Here is a 21,305-nt window from a genome sequence, read left to right as displayed (position 1 = left end):
CCATTTTCTTTTCAGCGCACAGTCAAAGATCCCGCTGCCGTTCGCGGCTCCAGTAAGCCATAAACGTGATGATATCGCGTGGCACCTGACGTTCACCGGACAAGTAACGCCGCAGGTTTTTCACCACCGAGGATTCCGCCGCCACCCAGCCAAAAAATTGGCCGTGCGTCTGACTGGCCGACTCCCATAGCAATTCACCTTCTGCCAACTCGTGCAATTCGGTAGTCTCTGCTTCCGGGCGAATATCCGGCAAACGTACATGTGCTCGCACGCTGTGCAACAGTCGTTCACCGTAAGAAGCTCCCTGCGGCTTACGCGGCAGCCAGTGCACCTCGGCAAAGGCAAACGCGCTCATATCCACAAAGTCGGCCTCCAGCGGCACTTCGATAAATACCTGCACCTGCACGGGATTCGACCGCTGCGCCAGTTGTTCCAGAATGCCCTTGATAGCAGGCAATGCAGTTTCATCGCCAATTAACAAGGCATGGGTCATTTCCGCTGGTGGAAGCCACTCATAGCCGCCGCTATCACCTTCATCATCTCCCACGCACGGCGCAACAATGCGCAATGCATCCCCCGGTTGCGCCTGTATTGCCCAGGCAAACGCTGGTCCTTCGGTGCCATGAACAACAAACTCTACCGCCATTTCACCGTTAGCCGCATCCACGTCGCGTAGGGTATAGGTGCGCATCACCGGCCGCAGCGCCTTGGGCAGCGCCAGCCACTGACGGTACCACTCATCACTGTCAGGCAATTCGGGGAAAACGCCATCGGCGGGAGGAAGTAACAGCTTGATGCGTTGATCCGGTGCATCCATTTTCATCTGACGCACTGACTCACCGGAGAACACACAGCGCATCAGGGAAGGCGTCAGGTAAGCCTTATGCGCCAGCACGACTTAAAAATGCGGTATTTCTGTTTTTCTGCCATGACCTTTCTCATCTTATCCGCAGGGGCGACCATAATGGCCCCATATCGGGCCAAAAGGGGCGTTTACCTTAGCACTCGAGATTGATAATGAGAAACATTATTGTTAATAAAAGGATAACAGAATGGCGTGAGAAAGGATGGTGCAAGGAAAGTGAATCGTAACCTACACCGCGCCGGTTACGCTTTTATTTACAAACTACCCAGTACCATTACTGCTCGCGCGTCAGCCAATCGCCATTGTCGATACGCGGCAACCCTGTTACCGAGTGTTGATACAGATATATCCACGCACTCCCGAGCGGGGTGTTGATTAACTCGCGCTTGTATTCGTGACCATCACGCTTTAGCGCATCGAGTTCTGTCAGGATAGATGAGCTTATGCGATAAACTTCGCAAAAAATTTCCCCCTCCCCGACTACCACCGCAGGATAATGGCCAAGGTCATACATCTCGTAACCACCGAGTTGACAATCCCCTAGCCACTGTGCGTTCGTCATCCAGTGACTGTTTCCCTGTTTGCGTCGTAAACTGCCATAAACAATAATTCGCATCGCTAAAACTCGAACTGATAGAGCACATTCAGTGCCTGATCGAGACCAGACACCGCTTCCAAATAGAGTCTTGGCATTAACCGATAACGCAACGTCAACGTTGCTAAAGAGTCAAATATGCCAATGCCGTATCTGACCTGAAGGCCTGGGAGGACGTAACCGCTGACCACAACTTGAGATTCGTCGCCAGCGCCCTGTGTATCCAGAGCTAAATCACTTACGCCAAAGGCCTCGCCGATTTTACCCACAACTTGACCACTTTGCGCAACCCCTAACCCTACTAAGGCCGAGGTCATCATATTACTGTCTGAACCGGTGCTGTCCAGCCCTTGACCCCGTAACAGGTAAGATAATGCTTCTTGCTGCGATAATGTCGGTGTGGAAAACACCTCGATGTGCGGTGCGCTCGCCGCACCGGTGATACGCACACCCGCAGTCACACCATCCGCCGTATTATCAGGGTTGCGCACCGCTTCGATGTTCAAATTCGGTTCGGCTGGTGGCCCGGAGAACACCAGAATCCCTTTTTGCACGATTAAATCCTGTCCGTAGGCCTTGAAACGCTCGGTAGGGATGTTGATCTGGCCGTTCAACTCCAAACCGCGCTCGTCCTGCACCATTTTCAGGTCACCTTGCAAACTGGCCCGCAGGCCAAAGGCATCAAGGCGCACATCGTCACCTACGCGAATGGTCAGGTTACTGTTGATAGGAATCGCAGCGTTTTTACGCGCTAGCGGCTGATGTTGTTCGTCCAACAGCACTTCATCTGAGGAGACATCCACCGCATTTTCCGGCATCTCTTGTACGGTAATACGCGCCCATGGCACCCTGACCGAACCATTGAGCGTGAAAAGTTGCGGCATGGCTTCAAACTCAATATCCGGGGAAACATCAAGCCGCACCGTCGGCGGCAACGTCACCCGCACCCGATCGCCCTTCGCCGCAATACGTGCCCGCCACACTTCCGGCTGATGCCAATCCGCATCACCGTTAAGATTAAGCTGCCCTTGTGTGGTTTTCAGGAAGCCCTGTAGCGTAGAACTCATACCATTGAAGTTCACCGCCAAACGGCCATCGGTCAGATCGACCGGCATCCAGTGACCGTCGATATCCAGCTCTTCCAGCGCCAGCTGTCCGTTCAGCTGCGACTGACGCACATTACCACCCACACGTAACGCACCGTTCAGCATGCCCGCCGCTTTTTCCCCCCGACTTAACACCGGATTCAGCAGCGCAAGGGAGATTTTGTCGATGGCGATATCACCGCCCAGTTGGCGTCGCCCCTGCGGGTCCGTCACCTGAATATCACCCCGGAACTGGCCGTTATTGTGAATAGCGATGAGCCATCCCAGCGTCGCGCGGCCGCGATCGACGCCCGCGTTCAACGTGAAAGTGTCAAAATCGACTGGCAGCGTGTTGTCGTTCATCTGCTGACGCAGTGCAATCTTGTTCCCGGTGAGTGCGATTTTTGCGTGTGGCAACCCACCGTTCGGTTGCCAGGCCACATCAGCACGGCCGGTAAATACGCCGCTCAGCGCAGTGTCTGCGCCCAAAAACGGTTCCAGCATCTTCAAATCAAAACGGTTTAACACCACGCTGGCTTGTCCGCTCGGGCCAATGTCGACGGCACGCGGCACGCACAGCTCCGCATTCGTGTTTTGCCAACAGTGTGCACCGAGCGTAATGCGCGCCAGCGCTTGCTGATAATCCAGCGACATTGAGGGCGACAAACGCCATTCCCCCACCGGCGTAGTGAACTGAGTTTGATCCAGCGTACCGCGCCAACGCCGCTGTGCTCTGTAAAAGTGCCCGGTCACGGTCAGATGTCCGGCGACAGGTTCCCCTTCCACGTTCAAGCGCAACTGATGCTGCTGCTCATTACCTTGCGCATTCAGTGTCAGCAAAGAAACCTTCACGCCTTCCTGTTGCAATTGCTCAACGCGCAACGCCATTCGGCCATTGACCTGTGCATCCGAGCGCACATCGCTTTCCAGCGTCAGGCGATTGATCGATAACCCCTGCCAGCGCAGCCCTGTGGCGTTGAGATCCGCCAATAGCTGCGGTGCGGTCTGATTGCCGCGCAGCCTTACCGTGCCAGCGACGCGACCCGCAAGCCCCGGCAAGGCGCCGTTTAACTCTGGGGCGTCAATGACGCCGTCCAGTTTCCATTGCTGACCTAAATCGCCTTTAACATCAAGCTGGTTACGCCCTAATGCCAGGTTGATGCCGGGAATGTGCCACTGGCCTGCGGCATTGCCGTTCAACGAGCCTTGCGCCGTCAATTTGTTTTGCTTGATATTGCCGTTCAGGCGCAGTTCAGTCACCGCCACCTGCCAGTTACCACCGTACAGGCTGCCGCGCGTACTGATCTTGCCGTCAATGCGCGCAGGCCATTCCGGCCATTGCTTCGCCGTATTAATGCCATCAAGTACCAGTTCGCTGCGCCAACTGATGGCCTTGCTCCAGTCCACCAGTGTGCGCAATTCAGTGGTGCCTTGCAACGCAGAGAGTCGTAGCGGGCTTATATCAAACTGCTGCAAATTGCCTTTGCCTTCCAACGCCAGCGTGGCGGGAGGCACAGCGCTACCGCGAATATCACCGTTGATCTTCAAGGCATAATCCGTAGCCTTACCGGTCAGACTTAACGCCAGATTATTAACCTGATACTCCGCCTCTCCTGTTAACGGCCAGGCGAGACGCTCAGACTGCACGGTCAGCGCCAACGGCAGTTCAGGCTGGGCCAACTGGGCTTTCAGGGTAAGCAGCGCACGCTGCGGCCCGGACAGGTTAAGCGTGGTGTTCAGCCAGTCATGCAGGCTGCCCTCCACCGTCAGTTTGATCTTCTCGCCTTTCAACGGCGCGGTATTCACCACCCCGTTCAGAACGAAAGACAGCGGCCAGTTATCGCTAAGCGTGGCCTCGCCCGCCGCATGCAGGGCACCTTGCGGTGACTGGATTGCCAGTTTTTCCAACTGAATATGTTGTTGTTGGGTAGCGGCTTTGAGTTGCAGCGTGGTGAGGGTGATATCTTGATCGCCAGTCAGTCGCAGGTGTTCACCACGCAAATCGCTGATGTCTATATCAAGCGGTAGCATGAACACGGGTAACGCCGGCAACAGCGGCTTGGCAAAAAGCGCCTGTAGCTGCTCGCCCAATGCGGGCGGCATCGCCACTTTTTCCGGTGCGGGTGGCGTTGCTTCAGGTTGCGATGCGGCAGCAGCCTGCGCCGTCGCGGAGGCGATATCACCCACTTCAGAAGCGGTGACTTTGCCATCTTCGGTGGCCACCAACGTACTTTCTGCAACGGTAGATGCTGGTTTGGTTTTCGTCAGTGCCACCAGCAGCGCATTGATTTGCGTCGGCAGCAAGGTCAACGCGCGCCCTTCCCAGTGCATACCGGTGTGCAGTTCACCCAGCGAAACCGCCGTATCGTCCAGCGTAACGCGGATATTGTTGAGTGTTAGTTGGCTAAGACGTATCGGGAACGGTGCCGTCAGTTCGCCCACCGGCGCACTGGGGGCAGGCGTCTCCGCAGGCGGCGGCATGACGCTGCTGTCGATGACGACATCAAGATCGCGTAGCCCAATATCATTGATACAAATTTGACTGCGCGTCAGGCAGCCCAGTTCCAACGCGAGGTGCAGCTCACCAGCGTTGAGCGTGATACCCGGTGTTTGATAACTGACACCGCGCAGTGTCAGATCGCGCCAACCGCCTTGCACCTCGGCGATCCCCAACCCCGGTACCCAACGCGCCGCGCCATTAAGCAGCAAATGCAACCCCGGCGTGGTAAACAGTAACCCCGCCAGCGCGATGAGCAACAACAACAAAAATGCGATGGCCCCAATGGCTATTTTCTTTATCAGGCTCATAGCTCAGGCCCCAAACCAATATAGAACTGGAGATCGTTACGTTTCTCGGAATCATTTACCGGAACGGCAAAATCGAATTTGACCGGCCCCACCGGCGAGGCCCAACGAATCCCGACCCCGGCACCGGTTTTCAGGTCGTTGATCTTGAGATCGTTTACCGCATCACCGGCATCGACAAACACCGCCCCCCACCAGCGCCAGGTAAAGTTGTACTGGTATTCCAGAGAACCAGTTAGCAATTTTGACGCACCGGTCAGTTTGCCTTCGTCATCACGCGGTGAGATAGAGCGGAACTTATAGCCGCGAATGCTGCGATCGCCCCCGGCAAAGAAGCGTAGCGACGGCGGCACGCGGGAGAAGCTATTGGTTTCAATCCAACCGACGTTGCCACGCGCGACAAAACGGTGCTTATCCTCCAACGTACGGATCCAGACGTTCTGCGCCTGTATCACCGCGAAATCGATATCCGAGCCCCAGGTGGTATCTGAGATATCCAGCGAATAGCGCTGTGAATCACCCCAGGTGGGCATAGTCCCGCCGCGCTGTCGCGTGCGATTCAGCGTCAGGCCGGAATAGAGCAGCATGGTGGTATTGGTGACACTGCCCTGAGTAAAGTGATCGAGACTCCAGCGCAGGTTGATTGAGCGCTGCCAACCTCGATTAAGCGTCCAAAAGCGCGCCACGTTGAGCATGGTGCCATCTGATTTGGTGTCATTCAGGTCTTCGCGTTTAAAACCGGCTTGCAGCAAGTAGAACTGCTCCAGCGGGCTTCTCAGCAAGGGGATTTTGTAACTAAAATCCAGCGACTGTTCCGGTGCAGAGACGCTCAGGCTGCTTTCCAGACTGTGTCCACGCTCGTTGATCCACGGCCTGCGCCACGTGGTCTGAAAGCGTGGCCCCACGTCAGTAGAGTACCCCACCCCGGTTTCCAGTAAATTGCGAGCACGCGGTGTAACGACCGCATCCAGCGGCAGCATTTTATCGGTTTTTCCCGCCGCGAAATTGGGGGAGACGACTGCCGAGGTGAACCATCCAGTTGCAGACAAACGCCGGTTAAATTCGCCCAGATCTTCGCTGGTATACTCATCGCCACGCTTAAACGGGATCAGATTGCGCAGATAGGCTTCATCGATCTGACTCCCCTGAAAGTGCACGTCACCGAAACGGTAACGGGTGCCGCCGTCATAATCGATATCCCAGAACGCTTCCCGCGTTTCGCGGATCACGCCTAACTGGCTTTTGTCGTAGTGCGCATCGAAATACCCTTTACGCAGTGCCAGGTTATTTAATGAACGTTTAAAATCATCATAGTCGCCGTGGTTCAGCACACTGCCCATCGCAGGCAGGCTACGGCGGCGCAGTTGGAGGAAATCGCTGTCGCTGCCCACATCGCCGCGCAGCAGAACATCGGTGCCAGCGATTTTGACCGGCTCACCCGGCGTCACCGTCACCAACAGCAGCGGTCGTCCGCCGTTTTCTGCCGGGTGGTACTCAAAATTGATTAGCGGATCGTAATACCCCAACGCCTGTAACCCGCGCCGGATCGCATCATCAACCCGAGCACGAAAGCGCCCGTCGGCGCTGACCTCATCAGGGCCGATGGTAGAGAGCCGCGCACGCACATTGCGCTGTAATTCCCCTTCTAATCCCACCACTTGCAAACGCACGTTCGCTGCATAGGACGATGCAGTTGCCAGTAGGCACACAAAAAACAAAGTACGGTATCGTGACACGCCAACTCCCCACGTTCGTTTATATTGTTCTATACAGGCGTGTGTTGAAAATCATGTCAAAAACAATCCCACTCAACATCCTCATCTACACCCACTCTAAAGTGTAATTAGTAATTTCAAAAATGCAGGTTGCGTAACACCTTAACCTTAAACGGGCTTGAACCATAAAGACAGCGTGAATTTTCTTAGTTATTCTGTTACCTATGAATAACATGGATTATCGTGGGAGTAACAACGTGGTACAGCACAGTGATAAAAACAAACGTATCCGTCAATCAGAAGCGCTGCCAGGGCGAAGCACACCAATGCCACTGGCACGCCTGAACGTTGTCAGCCAACATTCAATGACTCACGTTCCTGACAACATGGACGTTGCGCTGTTCGCCATAGGCTGTTTTTGGGGCGTGGAACGCCTGTTCTGGCAGCAGGAGGGCGTATACAGTACCGCAGCAGGCTACACTGGAGGCTTTACGCCCAATCCCACCTACCGTGAAGTCTGTAGCGGGCTGACCGATCACGCCGAAGCGGTGCGCATCGTCTACGATCCGGCTGTCATCAGCTACGATCGCCCGCTACAACTGTTTTGGGAAAATCACTATCCGGCGCAGGGCATGCGTCAGGGTAACGATCTCGGCACGCAGTATCGCTCAGCCATCTACACGCTCACCGCAGAACAGATGACGTTGGCGAAGGCCAGTCTGGCGCGTTTCCAGCAAGCCATGCGCGCCAGCGGTGATGCGTGCACCATCAGCACAGAAATCGTCCAGGCGGGCCCCTTTTATTACGCGGAAGATGAACACCAGCAATACCTGCACAAGAATCCCGGCGGCTATTGCGGATTGGCGGGCATCGGCCTGTGTTTGCCGCCCAACGCCTGATAAAATTGCCCATATTCTACGCCATGTTTGCCAAATGGTCCATCAACACCGTTATAATGCTTGCGCCGCCTGACATCCGTTACGGCGGCGTTATTCATTCTGTCATCTAATGCGATTATTACTATTCATGCATTCATGACCTTCCTGAGGATCTGGCCACGACGGCCGGAAAACATATGTTAAACAGTTTATTACTGATAGTTCTTCTGATCGAGCTCAGTGCGTTTTTCTCATTGTCCGAGATATCACTGGCCGCTTCACGCAAAATAAAACTTAAACAGATGGCCGATGAGGGTAATCTCAACGCCGCCATGGTATTAAAGCTCCAGGAAACGCCCGGTATCTTTTTTACCGTTATTCAAATCGGTATTAACGCCGTGGCCATTCTGGCCGGTATCATCGGCGATCAAGCGTTCTCTCCCTATTTCACTGTGTTTTTCCAACGCTTTATGACGCCAGAAATGGCCGATTCCGTCAGTTTTGCCTGTTCCTTTGTGCTGGTAACCAGTCTGTTTATTCTGTTAGGCGACTTAACGCCGAAGCGCATTGGCATGACGACACCGGAAGCCGTTGCTATCCGGATTATCAATCCCATGCGCTTCTGCCTGTTCTTTTTCCGTCCGTTGGTGTGGTTTTTTAACGGCCTGTCGAATGTGATCTTATGGTACGCAACGACGACATCACCTCCGATGACATTTACGCAGTGGTGGAAGCTGGGGCGCTGGCGGGCGTGCTGCGTAAGCAAGAGCATGAATTGATTGAAAACGTCTTTGAGCTGGAATCTCGCACGGTGCCCTCGTCGATGACACCGCGGGAAAGCGTGGTCTTTTTCGATCTGCACGAAGACGAAGCGCAAATAAAAGAGAAGATTGCCCAACAACAACACTCCAAATTTCTGGTGTGCAACGGCAATATCGACCAGGTCGTCGGTTATGTTGACTCCAAGGATCTGCTCAACCATGTTTTGGGCAACCAGAGCCTGGCGCTCAACGGCGGTATTCAAATCCGCACCGCGCTGATCGTGCCAGATACGCTGACACTGTCGGAAGCGCTGGAAAGCTTTAAAGCGGCGGGCGAAGATTTCGCGGTGATCCTGAACGAGTATGCACTGGTGGTCGGCATTATCACCCTGAACGATGTGATGACCACGCTGATGGGCGATCTGGTTGGTCAGGGCATGGAAGAACAGATTGTGGCGCGTGATGAAAACTCGTGGCTCATCGATGGCGGCACGCCGATTGAAGACGTGATGCGTGCGCTGGATATCGACGATTTTCCCCATTCGGACAATTACGAAACCATCGGCGGCTTTATGATGTATACGCTGCGCAAGATTACGAAACGTACCGATTCTGTCCGTTTTGCAGGCTACAAATTTGAAGTGGTGGATATCGACAGCTACAAGATTGACCAGTTGCTGGCCACTCGTCTTGAAGAGAAGAACGCAGCGTCTGCGGCAATTGCCGCAGACGCTGCGGCAGAACCTAAAAGCTAGTCTTCAACCTGCGCCAGCCTGAACCGCTGGCCCGTTGCTGCTGCCCATCACTGGCGGCAGCAGCATTCCTCTCAAACCGTTAGCCCATGTCGGCTTGCAGCCGCATCACCTGACGGTTCACCTCAGACATCACCAGCAAATGCTGTTTTTCTTGGGTTTTCGGCAGTAATATTTTGCCGTAATCAAACTCGAAAGCACCGATGCCTCTGATATACAACCGGTCACGAAACAGCGTTTTCACGTACTTCGCAACTTTTAACGGGTTGTAACGTTCGAAGATCCGCATTGTATGTATCCTCCCGTTTTCATTTTTCTCTTCGGCCCCAAGCTGGGGTATAAAATCATGCGTTAAAAGAATCCCTAACTATTAGGGTCGCCAGATGGCATTTAGTTACACACAAAAAACAGCATAATTCACGGGGTTTTCAGACTGTTATAAGATAGTTCCGTTATCGATCAGCATAGTTTTATTTTTACCTTTACGTAACAAAAATTGTGAAGCTCGATCACATTTCAGACAGGACAGACCAGATATCTTCCTCTACGCTTAAGCAACGGTTTCGCGTAACCTTCGCCGCTTTCTACCAGAGGACACGTTATGACTGCCTGCCACACCTCGACGCTGCGCCTGCGAATAGCCCTACTTAGCTTGCGTACCCTGTTGGCGCTGCCCTGCATGGCGCACAACCTTACGCTCAACAGTACCTTGCCCCCACTGGCATTGCCGATAAAGGGGAACTGATGTATCAAAACCAACAGTTTAGCTACCAGAACTGGGACAGCGCACAGCTCGTGGGAAAGGTGCGCGTCATCCAGCACATTGCAGGTAGGACATCGGCCAAAGAAATGAACGATCCGCTGATAAGTGCCATCAAGGCCGCTAATCTAGCGCGTGAATATTACCAAACGACGACAATCGTCAATACCGACGACGCCATCATCGACACTGGCCCGTTTGTTCGCAGCAGTCTTGAAGAGAGTAAAAAAGCGCCAACTGGCAAATTTGTTCCAACATAATGAACCTCGTCTTTCTGGTGCCCGCTGTGTACACAATACAACGCAGTAACGGACCTATTCTTTGTCAAAAGAGTGATATGCGCCACTGACCTGTCATGATTCTATGCCAATTTACTTCCTTTGGTAGGATACTTTATGAGTATCAAATCCAAGTGCAACGCCAACATGAAGGAGTCAGGCTATATGAAGCACGCGCTCGCGCCAGGTTTAGTGGCCCTGTTTGTTACCACCACACTGCACGCTGCCACCGTCGATCTGCGCATTTTGGAAACCATCGATCTGCACAGCAATATGATGGATTTTGATTATTACAAAGATACCACCACCGATAAATTCGGTCTGGTACGCACCGCCAGCTTGATTCACGGCGCACGTCAGGAGGCCACTAACAGTGTTCTGGTGGATAACGGCGACTTGATCCAGGGCAGCCAGCTGGGCGATTACATGGCGGCCAATGGGCTGCAACAGGGGGAGGTGCATACGGTTTATCTCGCCATGAACCGGCTCGACTATGCGGTCGGCAACATCGGCAACCATGAATTCAACTACGGTTTGGATTATCTGCACAAAGCGCTGTCCGGTGCTGCTTTCCCTTACGTAAACGCTAACGTGCTCGATGCGAAAACCGGCAAACCGCTGTTCACGCCTTATCTGATCAAGGACACACCGGTAAAGGATCGCGATGGTAAGACTCATACTTTACGCATCGGTTATATCGGTTTTGTGCCGCCGCAAATCATGGTGTGGTATAAGGCCAACCTGAGCGGCAAAGTTACCGTGGCCGACATAACCGAAACCGCGAAGAAGTGGGTGCCAGAAATGCGGCAGAAAGGTGCGGATATTGTGGTTGCCATCCCCCACTTCAGCCTTTCTGGCGAGCCGTACAAGGCCATGGCAGAGAACTCAGTGTACTACCTGAGCCAGATACCGGGCATCAATGCCATTCTGTTCGGCCATGCTCACGCCGTGTTCCCCAGCAAAGTTTTGCCGCTATTCCCGGCAGTGATATTGCGCAGGGCACCTTGAACGGTATTCCCGCCGTGATGCCCGGCCAATGGGGCGATCATCTGGGTATTGTTGATTTAGTGGTCAACAATGACAGCGGCCAATGGCAGGTGACGCAGGGGAAAGCTCAAGCGCGCCCTATTTTCGACAAGGTGCAAAAACAATCGCGTGCCGAAGCGGATAAAGATCTGGTGAATGTGTTGTCCGACGCGCATCAACAAACGCGCACCTTTGTCGGCAAGCCTATCGGTAAGGCCGCTGACAACATGTACAGCTATTTGTCACTGGTGCAGGATGACCACACCGTGCAGATCGTCAATAACGCGCAGCGCGCTTATGTGCAGCACTTTATTCAGGGCGACCACGATCTGGCAGATATTCCGGTGCTTTCCACCGCCGCACCGTTTAAAGCGGGCGGCAGAAAGAACGATCCGAATAGCTATGTGGAAGTGGAAAAGGGTGAGCTGACGTTCCGTAACGCCGCCGATCTCTATCTCTACCCCAATACGCTGGTGGTAGTGAAAGTGAACGGGCAGCAGGTGAAAGAGTGGCTGGAGTGCTCAGCGGACCAGTTCAATCAAATCGATGTTCACAGCAAGGCGCCACAATCCCTGATTAACTGGAACGGTTTCCGCACCTATAACTTTGATGTGATTGACGGTGTCAATTACCAGATCGATGTGACACAACCTGCCCGTTACGACGGGGAGTGCGCGCCACGTAATCCCAACGCCGAGCGCATCGTTAATTTGACCTACCAGGGTAAACCCATCGATCCCAAGATGACGTTCCTGATCGCCACCAACAACTACCGCGCCTACGGCGAAAAATTTGCCGGAACCGGAGAAAAGTACGTTGCCTTTGCTTCGCCTGATGAAAACCGTTCTGTGCTGGCCGCCTATATCAGTGCAGAAACGCAAAAACAGGGCGAAGTGAAACCTCAAGCGGACAACAATTGGCGTTTGGCGCCGATCAAGAGCGACACACCACTGGATATCCGCGTGGAAACGGCACCTTCAGCGAAGGCTGCGGCTTTTATCAAAGAAAAAGCGCAATACCCGATGACATCCCTCGGCCATGATGACGTGGGCTTTGCGTTATACCGCCTCGATCTGCAAAAACAGTAATCGGTTACAGAACGCCGCATCAAGCGGCGTTCTCAAACGGCTGACAACATCACTCTACCCATTGTTCATCCTCCGTACAGGCGGAGGATCTGCTACAGAAAGAAAACCTCAACTCTCCTCCTTGCTTAACCGGAGCGGCTTTCGCAGCGACAACGCTGATATGATTGACGGTGTCAGCGATCAGATTGAAGTAATCCAGTCCGCCCGTCACGACAGGGAGTACAGCGCAGTAGCCCAGCAATCTGTTTATGAATGATTAACTAACGGCCTTGCTGTCAAAATGTACACAGGTTTACATCAGGTGATTACCATTGATTAACGATGCCGATTACGCCATTGACACCCACCCAACCAATGAGCGAGCCATCCGGCACGCGATCATCGGTTCCCAAAGAACAACTCACGCCGTCTTTTTTGCAAAAGTTAACCTCCATTGTTCATGATGCGGACACTCATCTGCTTAGCCCTGATAAGTCGGACGATCACTATGTCCGCTGGGGCCATGATTTTCGTGACTTAAAAACTAACCCAGATGAACTTCATATTTACTGGTTCGACGATACGTATAAAGGCACCAAACGATTAAAAATCCTTGGCCATGGCTGCATTAGCGCCAGCGGCAAGGGAGAAATGAGTCTGTTGCTAGAGGGAAAACTGGATAGGGTTGATGGTGCAGATCTAAAGTACATGTATGACTATCATTACCGAGCAGAAACACTGGCGCTTTATCAGTACATCCGCGTCATTTCCTGTTACTCAGCAGATGGATCAAACCCTTTGGGTCAACAAATTGCCAACGCTTTCAAACGAGAGACGAAAGCGTTTTCTGGTTATGTCGATTCGTTAAGTCCAGAATCGATTGAAGAAAAAAGTTTAACCACGTGTTCAAAAGCGAAGGCAATACCCAGATTGATCTGAACCGCTTACTCACCAATACGGGCAGGAGTTTTGTGCGGAAAACGCTACCGAAGGAACCAGAAAAGCAACAGCTCTGGTCTGGGTATCACCCGGTTAAATTTAACCCTAAATGCCCCCTCTGCGTACCTCTTTTTAGTTATATCCATCACAATAAGATGCGTTTAAAATACATCTTATTATTTTTGCCGCTGGGGGCCTTATCATGCATTACCGCGATCGTACACTGGGGGAACTGGCCATCGCCATTCCTCGCGCTACTGTACTTTTCCGTGAATTTAATCTCGATTTTTGCTGCGGCGGCAAACAAACGCTGCTGCGTGCTGCCAACAAACTGGAGCTGGATATCGAGGCACTTGAAGCGCGCCTGAGCGCTCTGGCAGAGCAGCCTTCGACGGAAACCCACTGGCCTTCAGCACCGCTGGGCGACATCATTCCCCACATCATCCAGCGTTATCACGATCGTCACCGCGAGCAGTTGCCGGAATTGATCCTGATGGCTGAAAAAGTGGAACGTGTTCACCATGAAAAATCGGCGTGCCCACGCTGGCTGGCCTCGCAGTTAGCGCTGATCCTTGACGATTTATCCCAGCACATGATGAAAGAAGAACGCATCCTGTTCCCCATGATCGAGGCGGGTATGGGCGCACAAGCTTCAGGACCGATCTCGGTGATGGAACATGAGCATGATGACGCAGGGCAACAACTGGAAGTGGTGAAAAATCTGACCAACAACGTGACGCCACCGGAAAACGCCTGCAACACCTGGCGCGCGTTGTACGCTGGCATCAATGTTTTTATCAGCGACCTGATGGAGCATATCCATCTGGAGAACAAAATCCTGTTCCCTCGCGCGCTACGCGGCGAGTAGTTCCGAAACCCGCAGTACTCTGGTTGCAGGATGAAATAGGCTATCCTGCAACCGCCTTGTCTAATGACTATTTTTATTAACCCTATTTTCGTTACCAACGAATAGATTGACCTCTTCCCTTTATTCAGCACCAGCGTAAAGTAACGTTTTCGGACCTTCTTCTCCTTCAAAAAGAGATCAAATGTCGCCAAAAAACAGGATACATATCTTAGGTGCCTCGGGCTCCGGCACAACGTCCATTGCCAAATGCCTCGCCGAGCGGGTAGGTTATCAACACCTTGATACCGATAATTTTTATTAGTGCGACACATCCCCTCCCTATACGGTGGCAAACGAACCGCAAGAAAGGCAGTTACAACTCGCTGGCGCACTGAAAACACACGAACAATGGATTCTCAGCGGCTCGCTGTGTGGCTGGGGAGATATCTTTATCCCGAGCTTTGAACTCGTTATCTACTTCTATGTTAAGAATGAAAAACGCCTTGAACGGCTCAAGCAAAGAGAACAAATGCGATTTGGGGACGACATTTTGCCCGGAGGCAAGCAGCATGGACGATATCAGGCGTTTATTGAATGGGCGGCAGGTTATGAAACCACGGTGGATGTTAGCCAAAACGCACTTCGGCACAAATAGTGGTTGGAGAAGATCCCCTGCCCTGTCATCCACATCATGAATGAAAGCACCGTTGACGAAACCGTAAGCGATATAGTGTCACAGTGGGCGTTGAACCCGCCCGTTTGAACCGTCTTTATCAGCGTTTGCAGGGAGCATCACTCAACGCCCCCGCTCCTGCATTAGAGGATTTCCAGCAGTTCGACTTCAAAAATCAGTGCGCTGAACGGCGGAATGGATGCGCCTGCGCCACGTTCGCCATACGCCAGGTTATGCGGAATATAGAGTTCCCATTTGGAACCGACCGGCATCAGTGTCAGCGCTTCAATCCAGCCAGGAATAACACCGCTCACCGGAAACTCTGCCGGCTGCCCGCGCTGCACGGAGCTGTCAAACACGCTGCCATCGATCAGGCGGCCCGTATAGTGCACACGCACGCGATCTTGACGTGCGGGGATCGCCCCTTCCCCCTGAGTCAACACGCGGAATTGCAAACCGGACTCAGTCTGGTTGACGCCGTCTTTACCGGCATTGTCTGCCAAGAAATTTTGACCTTCAACGGCCAACGCTTGCTGGCGCTCACGGCGCACCGCATCAGCACGTTCATGAATTTCACGCAGCGCGCGATGTACAACATCCACAGGCACGGCGGGCGCGTTGCCTGCCAGTGCATCACGCAGACCTGCCACCAGGGCTTCAGGGATCAACCCTTCCAGGCCAGATTCTTGCAACTGTTGACCAACCTGCAAACCAATACCGTAACTGGCCTGCGCCTCAATGCTCTCGTAAGAAGGGGTGCTCACGGATGTTCCTCATTGTGTAAAAAAAATGAAAACGCAGCATAACAGCGCTGGACGGCAGGGTAAAATCTTCTGTGTGATCGTTATACTCGTCATACTTCACGTTGCAGAGACGTTGGCAGCGCGCAGATACCGCGAAAGTCGGCGCACAGTCGAGAAAATCGACTCTACCAGTATGAAAGGCGAGCGAATACCATGCCCTATTCTATACTAAGGGTTCCACTTTCTCTCAAATTTTTACCTTAAGCATCAACGCGTTAGTGATTATGACTCTTGTATTACTTTCGTTGGCGCGTTACCTATATACTGGGCAGCTTTACAGGTTGCTATCGTTGCAAGAGAGGTCACCGTGGGCAGAATCGCGCCCAGGAAACGATTAGCCCCCGCAAGGGATTATCAAGCGCTGATTCGCAGCGTTCTACGCGTTCTTCCGCGTTTGCCTTTGGCTCGGGCCGAAAAACAGCGTAATGCGCCCTCTCTCCTTCTGCCAGCACTGCTTGAGCGTGTGCGTGATCTATTGAGAGGACTGTGGCATCACCCTGACAGCTACCACTTGATGGATCCGTTGCCAGCCTTCCACCGCCGTGCGATTCTGATTGCCTTCGCACTGCTGCTGATCGCACTACTGTGGCCCTATTCGCCGCCAACGTCGCGGACTCCGTCATCTGCCACACCCATCACACTCAATGAATCAGCGCCAATGCACGCTAACCTCGCAGACAACAGCGGATGGCCAGCGGGTGCACTTCACGCGCCAATCCGATGGCGTACTTCTTCGCACGCGTTAAGGTCTGTTCAGACGTTACACTGCGCGAGCAGAAAATCCCGTAGTACCAGCGCATGATTGCGCTGTGGATCTTTACTGCCATAGAGCAATGTGACTTCACCCGAGCGCGCAAGTGCCAACGTAATGATCTGCCAATGGCGTTGTTGTGCCAGTTCGGCGCGATACTGCGCAACAAAAGCGTCCCACGCGTCTGGCGCTGCGTGGAATGCCTGACGCAGTGCTGTGCTGGGCGCAACCTCTTTAAGCCACTGTGCGCCTTCCAGCCGCTCTTTTCGAACACCGCGTGGCCAGAGCCGGTCCACCAGAAACGTGGGGTGCGCAAAAGGCCATTGCACATCATAAACCCGCTGTAAATGAATGTGCGGTACATCAGTGGCTGCGGACATAGCGATAACCTCCAGTCATAAACCAGGTTAGCATACGCCCAATTACCTTTGCAGTGCTTACTGATAGCCCATAAAACGCAAAACGCCGACCCTAAGTCGGCGTTTCACGCATAACGCTCAGCGCCCGAAGGCACCTTGGCATTGCTTATTCAGCAACAACCAGCACGTTCAGCGTAGCGAACACATCGCTGTGAACCTGGAAGCTCACTTCGTGGTCGCCCAGTGTACGCAGTACACCGTTCGGCAGGCGAACTTCGCTTTTAGCGATAGCAACGCCAGCAGCGGTGACAGCATCAGCGATGTCACGCGTACCGATAGAACCGAACAGTTTGCCTTCGTCGCCCGCTTTGGACGCGAGGGTAACAGCACCCAGTTCAGTCAGTTGCGCAACACGCGCTTGAGCAGCAGTCAGAACGTCAGCCAGTTTGGCTTCCAGTTCTGCACGACGCGTTTCGAAGAACTCAACGTTTTTCTTGGTTGCTGGCACAGCCTTGCCCTGCGGAACCAGGAAGTTACGAGCATAGCCCGCTTTAACGTTTACCTGATCACCCAGGCTGCCCAGGTTTGCTACTTTATCAAGCAGAATAACTTGCATTACCTTATCCTCTCAAAGTCTCGTTAGTGGACTATGGCCGATTACTGATGACGATCAGTGTACGGCAACAAAGACAGGTAGCGCGCGCGCTTGATAGCACGGGCCAGTTGACGCTGATACTTGGCACGAGTACCGGTGATACGGCTCGGGACAATTTTACCACTTTCAGTGATGTAGTTTTTCAGCGTTGCGATATCTTTATAGTCGATCTCTTGAACGCCTTCCGCGGTGAAACGACAGAACTTGCGACGACGGAAATAACGTGCCATTTGGCTAGTCTCCAGAATCTATCAATTCAATCTGCTCGGCATGTAACACCAGTTTGTTCAGCCCATTGCGCCCTTGATGGCTGCAAATAAAGCCCTGAACCCAGATGTGCATACCGACCGTTATACTGTGGGTAATTGCTTGCGACTCACGTCCGCTGACAATCACGGGCATACGACACCATGCTTGCCGACGAAGTCCGGCTTCCTCCTGTACCGAGCGGTGCTCAAGCACAAACTGGCAGTGAGGAATGCCCGACGGGCTGACCTTTCGTACCGGTGCCTTGCATATCATGCCAGACAGTTCCAGACGATTAGCGGTCGCCACGGCAATTACTCTTCAGAATCCCCAGCTTCAGCATCATCACCGGCTTCAGCGTATTCATCACGACGCTCACGGCGTTCGTCTTTCGCTTTCACCATCGGAGACGCTTCAGTTACAGCGTGTTTGGTACGCATAACCATGCTGCGGATAACGGCATCGTTGAAGCGGAAGTTAGTTTCCAGCTCATCGATCACTTCCTGCGGAGCTTCAACGTTCAGCAGAACGTAGTGTGCCTTGTGCAATTTGTTGATCGGGTAAGCCAGCTGACGGCGCCCCCAGTCTTTCAGACGGTGGATTTTGCCTTCTGCACCAGTGATAGCACCAGTGTAGCGCTCGATCATGCCCGGAACCTGTTCGCTTTGGTCAGGATGGACCATAAATACGATTTCGTAATGACGCATCGAATAGCTCCTTACGGATTTTTCAGCCTCCTGTCAGGGTCAGCCGCGGCCCATGGAAGCAAGGAACGTGTGTGTATGCGGCTGAAAAAATGACGCGTCAGTATACTTACCCCCGTTAATAAGCGCAAGGCGTTCTCTCACCGTTTTGTCATGAGCTTCTGTGCCGCTTTTGGGAAACCAAACTTACAAAAACCAATACAAATAACGTATTATTAACTAGTTAGCGCCAATAATCGTGATATATCTCTCAGTTACCCGACACGACTGTTTGCCAGTATCAGTGTCAACGTCGACAATTTTTATCATCCAATCCGGGCGGCCCTCTCCAGCGGAACCGTTGTTCAGCAACGATGACAGGTGCATGCCATGATAAAAAACCAAACGCTTCACGATGCTAGTCAGGCCCAGCGCCTGCTGGAAAAGCAGCGAAAAGCGCGTTTTTACCCGGCTTTCCATCTCGCTCCCCCCACGGGCTGGATGAACGATCCGAACGGGTTGGCGTACTGTGATGGCCGCTATCATGTGTTTTATCAACACCATCCTTATGATGAACACTGGGGCCCCATGCATTGGGGGCACATGACAAGCCACGATCTGGTGCACTGGCAGCATCAACCCATTGCGTTGGCACCCGGGGACGCTTTCGACAGGGACGGTTGTTTTTCCGGTTGCGCCGTGAATGACAATGGTGTGCTTACGCTTATCTATACCGGCCACGTGTGGTTACAGGGTGTCGGTAATGATGGCGCGATCCGCCAGGTACAATGTATTGCCACCAGCGAAGATGGCCTCCATTTCACCAAACACGGGGTGATAGTCACCCCTCCCGACGGCATCATGCATTTCCGCGACCCCAAGGTCTGGAAGCAGAATGGCCGCTGGTTTATGGTGGTTGGCGCGCGTGATACCCATGATAGGGGGCAGGTATTGCTTTACAGCGGCACCTCTCTATTCCAATGGCGTCTGGAAGGGGTGCTGGCTAAAGCCGATCGCTGGTTGGGCTATATGTGGGAGTGCCCGGATTTCTTCCAGCTTGGGGATAAATACCTGCTGATGTTTTCACCACAGGGCATGACGCCCGAAGGCTATCGCTACCGTAATCGCTTTCAGAGCGGCTATATTTTGGGACGCTAGCAGCCGGGCCATCCTTTTACGCTTGAGCAGCATTTTCAGGAATTGGATTCCGGTCACGATTTCTATGCACCACAATCTTTCGTCACTACCGATGGGCGCCACTTGCTGTTCGGCTGGATGGATATGTGGGAGTCCGAAAGACCCACTCAGGCCGACGGCTGGGCCGGATGCCTCACGCTGCCGCGCGAACTGTCGCTGGATGCGCAAGGGCGCGTCAGAATGATGCCAGTGCGTGAACTGCAAGCACTGCGCCGAGAAGCGCATACCCTACCCGCTTTTTCGCTGAAAAACCAACGACGCAGGCTGGGGATCAGCGCACTTCAGGCAGAAATTCACATGACGTGGGATATTCAAAAAAGCCAAGCGGAACGCTTCGGCATCGAGATTGCCGTCAGCGACGATCGGCGCTACGTCACCCGGTTTTATGTCGATACGCAGTCTCGTCGTTTGGTGTTGGATCGCAGTCAATCCGGACTGGGCGTCGGCGGCTATCGCAGTGTGGCACTGCCCGATGGCGACACGCTTGATCTGCGGATTTTTATCGATCGTTCCTCAGTGGAAGTCTTTGTCAATCAAGGGTAAACTTGTCTCACCAGCCGTATTTATCCACCAACAGAAGGACGCGGCATCGCGCTTTATGCCGAAAATGGGGTGGCGTACTGCCAGACCTTTACCCACTGGCAGATGGCATCCATCTATCCTGAGCAGTAATCACGCCGCGTCAACGGGATACATCAGGCAGTATCGTCTATCGTCGCATCAGGCTATCGGCGTCTCGGTCAATGGCACAGAGGCAAAATGCCGGGCAAAGAAGCGACTGCCCGCCGTTAGCGCTAACGGGGTGATGCGGTGGCCCCACGTCACGTTCCGTCAGGTAGGTGTAGGTGACATTATGGTGCTGATTATCCGCTTTCAGTGCCGCATACAAGCGCGCTATCGGCAGCGGGCAACGTCATCAGCATCGCCATGCCACAGCAATAGCGGGCGATCTGCTAACGCAGACAGCCGGTCGGTGACATCATAATTGACCAGCGTTTGCGCCAACTGGCGCAGCAGATCGTCAGACCCCGGGCTTCCTGCAGGGACCGGAGGGAAAAGCGAGCGCGACAGCGCAGAAAAATATCCAGACCACATAAACGCCGCGACGGCTGAAATCCACGGATAGCGCGCCATGCTGGCCAACGCGGTCATGCCCCCGCAACGCCAATTTTCTCATCCGCAATCCACCCGCGCTGGCGCGCGGCATCCACCAGCCCCGGCAGTTCTTGCACGTTAAATTGCAGAATGTCCCAGAAATGGCGTAAACGGCGGGCCTCATCACCGTCATAACGCGCGCCGTGCATCGCCGCGTCAGGCAAAATAACACGAAACCCCACTTGTGCTAACGCATAGCCAAAATAGGCGTATACTTCCTTGGACGAGGTATAGCCATGAAAAAAGAATATCGTCGGTAACGGATATGCCTGCTGACCGCTGGGGGTCGCATGCAGGACATCAATCCCGTTCAGGGTATCTGGCGAAATTTCTACCATGTGGGTTCTCTCTTTTTTCTTTCCGCACATCGTTAAGCATAAACTCGGGTTGCCTAACACCCTATCACCAAA

17 protein-coding genes and 5 pseudogenes are annotated in these 21,305 nt (G+C 53.4%); 10 read left to right on the top strand and 12 right to left on the bottom strand.

From position 1 onward, the window contains the following. Window positions 1–22 precede the first annotated feature (22 nt). From JZM30_RS18475 to tamA, 4 genes and pseudogenes are all read right to left on the bottom strand, one after another. Window positions 23–930, bottom strand: a pseudogene (locus JZM30_RS18475) (siderophore-interacting protein). A gap of 209 nt (window positions 931–1,139) precedes the next feature. Then, window positions 1,140–1,481 carry a gamma-glutamylcyclotransferase family protein gene (locus tag JZM30_RS18470; RefSeq protein ID WP_252320468.1) on the bottom strand — a complete coding sequence of 114 codons (342 nt, stop codon included), beginning with the start codon at window positions 1,479–1,481 and terminating at the stop codon, window positions 1,140–1,142. Window positions 1,482–1,483: 2 nt separating this feature from the next. Next, entirely contained in the window at window positions 1,484–5,353 is a 3,870-nt protein-coding gene (gene tamB, locus JZM30_RS18465; protein ID WP_252320466.1) for an autotransporter assembly complex protein TamB, read from the bottom strand. Then, complete coding sequence (gene tamA, locus JZM30_RS18460; protein ID WP_252320464.1) at window positions 5,350–7,086, bottom strand: autotransporter assembly complex protein TamA; 1,737 nt, start codon at window positions 7,084–7,086, stop codon at window positions 5,350–5,352. The genes tamB and tamA overlap by 4 nt, the downstream gene beginning before the upstream one ends. Window positions 7,087–7,298: 212 nt before the next feature. Here tamA and msrA point away from each other — a divergent pair, with 212 nt between their 5' ends. Then, window positions 7,299–7,964 carry a peptide-methionine (S)-S-oxide reductase MsrA gene (gene msrA, locus JZM30_RS18455; RefSeq protein WP_252320462.1) on the top strand — a complete coding sequence of 222 codons (666 nt, stop codon included), beginning with the start codon at window positions 7,299–7,301 and terminating at the stop codon, window positions 7,962–7,964. A gap of 176 nt (window positions 7,965–8,140) precedes the next feature. Further along, window positions 8,141–9,459: pseudogene (gene paeA / locus JZM30_RS18450) on the top strand (polyamine export protein PaeA). 79 nt (window positions 9,460–9,538) lie between these two features. Here paeA and JZM30_RS18445 read toward each other — a convergent pair. Continuing rightward, the gene (locus tag JZM30_RS18445; RefSeq protein ID WP_252320460.1) at window positions 9,539–9,745 is read right to left on the bottom strand and encodes a DUF1107 domain-containing protein; all 207 of its coding nucleotides are present in this window, start codon (window positions 9,743–9,745) and stop codon (window positions 9,539–9,541) included. A 312-nt stretch (window positions 9,746–10,057) separates the two neighbouring features. Here JZM30_RS18445 and JZM30_RS18440 point away from each other — a divergent pair, with 312 nt between their 5' ends. From JZM30_RS18440 to JZM30_RS18415, 6 genes and pseudogenes are all read left to right on the top strand, one after another. Beyond that, window positions 10,058–10,201 carry a hypothetical protein gene (locus JZM30_RS18440; protein WP_252320458.1) on the top strand — a complete coding sequence of 48 codons (144 nt, stop codon included), beginning with the start codon at window positions 10,058–10,060 and terminating at the stop codon, window positions 10,199–10,201. Next, entirely contained in the window at window positions 10,201–10,476 is a 276-nt protein-coding gene (locus JZM30_RS18435) for a YtfJ family protein (RefSeq protein WP_438801520.1), read from the top strand. Before JZM30_RS18440 ends, JZM30_RS18435 begins: the two co-directional genes overlap by 1 nt. A gap of 183 nt (window positions 10,477–10,659) precedes the next feature. Continuing rightward, window positions 10,660–12,608, top strand: a pseudogene (locus JZM30_RS18430) (bifunctional 2',3'-cyclic-nucleotide 2'-phosphodiesterase/3'-nucleotidase). Between the two features lie 321 nt (window positions 12,609–12,929). Further along, the gene (locus JZM30_RS18425; protein ID WP_252320456.1) at window positions 12,930–13,526 is read left to right on the top strand and encodes a hypothetical protein; all 597 of its coding nucleotides are present in this window, start codon (window positions 12,930–12,932) and stop codon (window positions 13,524–13,526) included. Between the two features lie 202 nt (window positions 13,527–13,728). Beyond that, the gene (ytfE, locus tag JZM30_RS18420) at window positions 13,729–14,394 is read left to right on the top strand and encodes an iron-sulfur cluster repair protein YtfE (protein WP_252320454.1); all 666 of its coding nucleotides are present in this window, start codon (window positions 13,729–13,731) and stop codon (window positions 14,392–14,394) included. A 325-nt stretch (window positions 14,395–14,719) separates the two neighbouring features. Next, window positions 14,720–15,028, top strand: coding sequence for a P-loop NTPase family protein (locus tag JZM30_RS18415; RefSeq protein WP_252320452.1), 309 nt, complete (start codon window positions 14,720–14,722; stop codon window positions 15,026–15,028). A 161-nt stretch (window positions 15,029–15,189) separates the two neighbouring features. Here JZM30_RS18415 and bamJ read toward each other — a convergent pair whose 3' ends face one another. Beyond that, entirely contained in the window at window positions 15,190–15,810 is a 621-nt protein-coding gene (gene bamJ / locus JZM30_RS18410) for a BamJ family beta-barrel-assembly machinery protein (RefSeq protein ID WP_252320450.1), read from the bottom strand. Between the two features lie 553 nt (window positions 15,811–16,363). Between bamJ and JZM30_RS24425 the strand changes: the two genes are divergently transcribed. Next, window positions 16,364–16,651 carry an OapA N-terminal domain-containing protein gene (locus JZM30_RS24425; RefSeq protein WP_367115926.1) on the top strand — a complete coding sequence of 96 codons (288 nt, stop codon included), beginning with the start codon at window positions 16,364–16,366 and terminating at the stop codon, window positions 16,649–16,651. Here the strand turns inward: JZM30_RS24425 and JZM30_RS18405 are convergent. From JZM30_RS18405 to rpsF, 5 genes are all read right to left on the bottom strand, one after another. Beyond that, on the bottom strand, window positions 16,603–16,980 hold the full coding sequence (locus tag JZM30_RS18405; RefSeq protein WP_252320448.1) for a DUF488 domain-containing protein: 378 nt from the start codon (window positions 16,978–16,980) through the stop codon (window positions 16,603–16,605). The two genes, JZM30_RS24425 and JZM30_RS18405, sit on opposite strands and share 49 nt — an antisense overlap. A gap of 145 nt (window positions 16,981–17,125) precedes the next feature. Continuing rightward, window positions 17,126–17,575: a 50S ribosomal protein L9 gene (gene rplI, locus JZM30_RS18400; RefSeq protein ID WP_252320446.1), complete on the bottom strand. Its 450-nt coding sequence runs from the start codon at window positions 17,573–17,575 to the stop codon at window positions 17,126–17,128. A 41-nt stretch (window positions 17,576–17,616) separates the two neighbouring features. Continuing rightward, window positions 17,617–17,844 (bottom strand): 30S ribosomal protein S18, encoded by a 228-nt coding sequence (rpsR, locus tag JZM30_RS18395; RefSeq protein ID WP_000135199.1) that lies wholly within the window; start codon window positions 17,842–17,844, stop codon window positions 17,617–17,619. Between the two features lie 4 nt (window positions 17,845–17,848). Further along, window positions 17,849–18,169, bottom strand: a complete 321-nt coding sequence (gene priB / locus JZM30_RS18390) for a primosomal replication protein N (protein WP_291831555.1) — start codon at window positions 18,167–18,169, stop codon at window positions 17,849–17,851. Between the two features lie 5 nt (window positions 18,170–18,174). Then, on the bottom strand, window positions 18,175–18,567 hold the full coding sequence (gene rpsF / locus JZM30_RS18385) for a 30S ribosomal protein S6 (protein ID WP_252320444.1): 393 nt from the start codon (window positions 18,565–18,567) through the stop codon (window positions 18,175–18,177). Between the two features lie 366 nt (window positions 18,568–18,933). Between rpsF and JZM30_RS18380 the strand changes: the two are divergent. Further along, a pseudogene (locus JZM30_RS18380) lies at window positions 18,934–20,412 on the top strand (glycoside hydrolase family 32 protein). A 48-nt stretch (window positions 20,413–20,460) separates the two neighbouring features. Here the strand turns inward: JZM30_RS18380 and yjfP are convergent. Beyond that, window positions 20,461–21,233: pseudogene (yjfP, locus tag JZM30_RS18375) on the bottom strand (esterase). Window positions 21,234–21,305: the final 72 nt, after the last annotated feature.

The sequence above is a fragment of the Candidatus Symbiopectobacterium endolongispinus genome (genome assembly GCF_018777385.1).
GTDB lineage: Bacteria > Pseudomonadota > Gammaproteobacteria > Enterobacterales > Enterobacteriaceae > Symbiopectobacterium > Symbiopectobacterium endolongispinus.
This window is presented reverse-complemented; position numbering and strand designations above follow the sequence as displayed.

Excerpts from the sequence above, each read along its gene's own strand:
- rpsF (WP_252320444.1), bottom strand. The coding sequence starts at position 18,567 with ATGCGTCATTACGAAATCGTATTTATGGTCCATCCTGACCAAAGCGAA.
- JZM30_RS18470 (WP_252320468.1), bottom strand. The coding sequence starts at position 1,481 with ATGCGAATTATTGTTTATGGCAGTTTACGACGCAAACAGGGAAACAGT.
- rplI (WP_252320446.1), bottom strand. The coding sequence starts at position 17,575 with ATGCAAGTTATTCTGCTTGATAAAGTAGCAAACCTGGGCAGCCTGGGT.
- ytfE (WP_252320454.1), top strand. The coding sequence starts at position 13,729 with ATGCATTACCGCGATCGTACACTGGGGGAACTGGCCATCGCCATTCCT.
- JZM30_RS18405 (WP_252320448.1), bottom strand. The coding sequence starts at position 16,980 with ATGTCCGCAGCCACTGATGTACCGCACATTCATTTACAGCGGGTTTAT.
- JZM30_RS18445 (WP_252320460.1), bottom strand. The coding sequence starts at position 9,745 with ATGCGGATCTTCGAACGTTACAACCCGTTAAAAGTTGCGAAGTACGTG.
- rpsR (WP_000135199.1), bottom strand. The coding sequence starts at position 17,844 with ATGGCACGTTATTTCCGTCGTCGCAAGTTCTGTCGTTTCACCGCGGAA.
- JZM30_RS18440 (WP_252320458.1), top strand. The coding sequence starts at position 10,058 with ATGACTGCCTGCCACACCTCGACGCTGCGCCTGCGAATAGCCCTACTT.
- msrA (WP_252320462.1), top strand. The coding sequence starts at position 7,299 with ATGGATTATCGTGGGAGTAACAACGTGGTACAGCACAGTGATAAAAAC.
- JZM30_RS18425 (WP_252320456.1), top strand. The coding sequence starts at position 12,930 with ATGCCGATTACGCCATTGACACCCACCCAACCAATGAGCGAGCCATCC.
- JZM30_RS24425 (WP_367115926.1), top strand. The coding sequence starts at position 16,364 with ATGGATCCGTTGCCAGCCTTCCACCGCCGTGCGATTCTGATTGCCTTC.
- tamB (WP_252320466.1), bottom strand. The coding sequence starts at position 5,353 with ATGAGCCTGATAAAGAAAATAGCCATTGGGGCCATCGCATTTTTGTTG.
- JZM30_RS18435 (WP_438801520.1), top strand. The coding sequence starts at position 10,201 with ATGTATCAAAACCAACAGTTTAGCTACCAGAACTGGGACAGCGCACAG.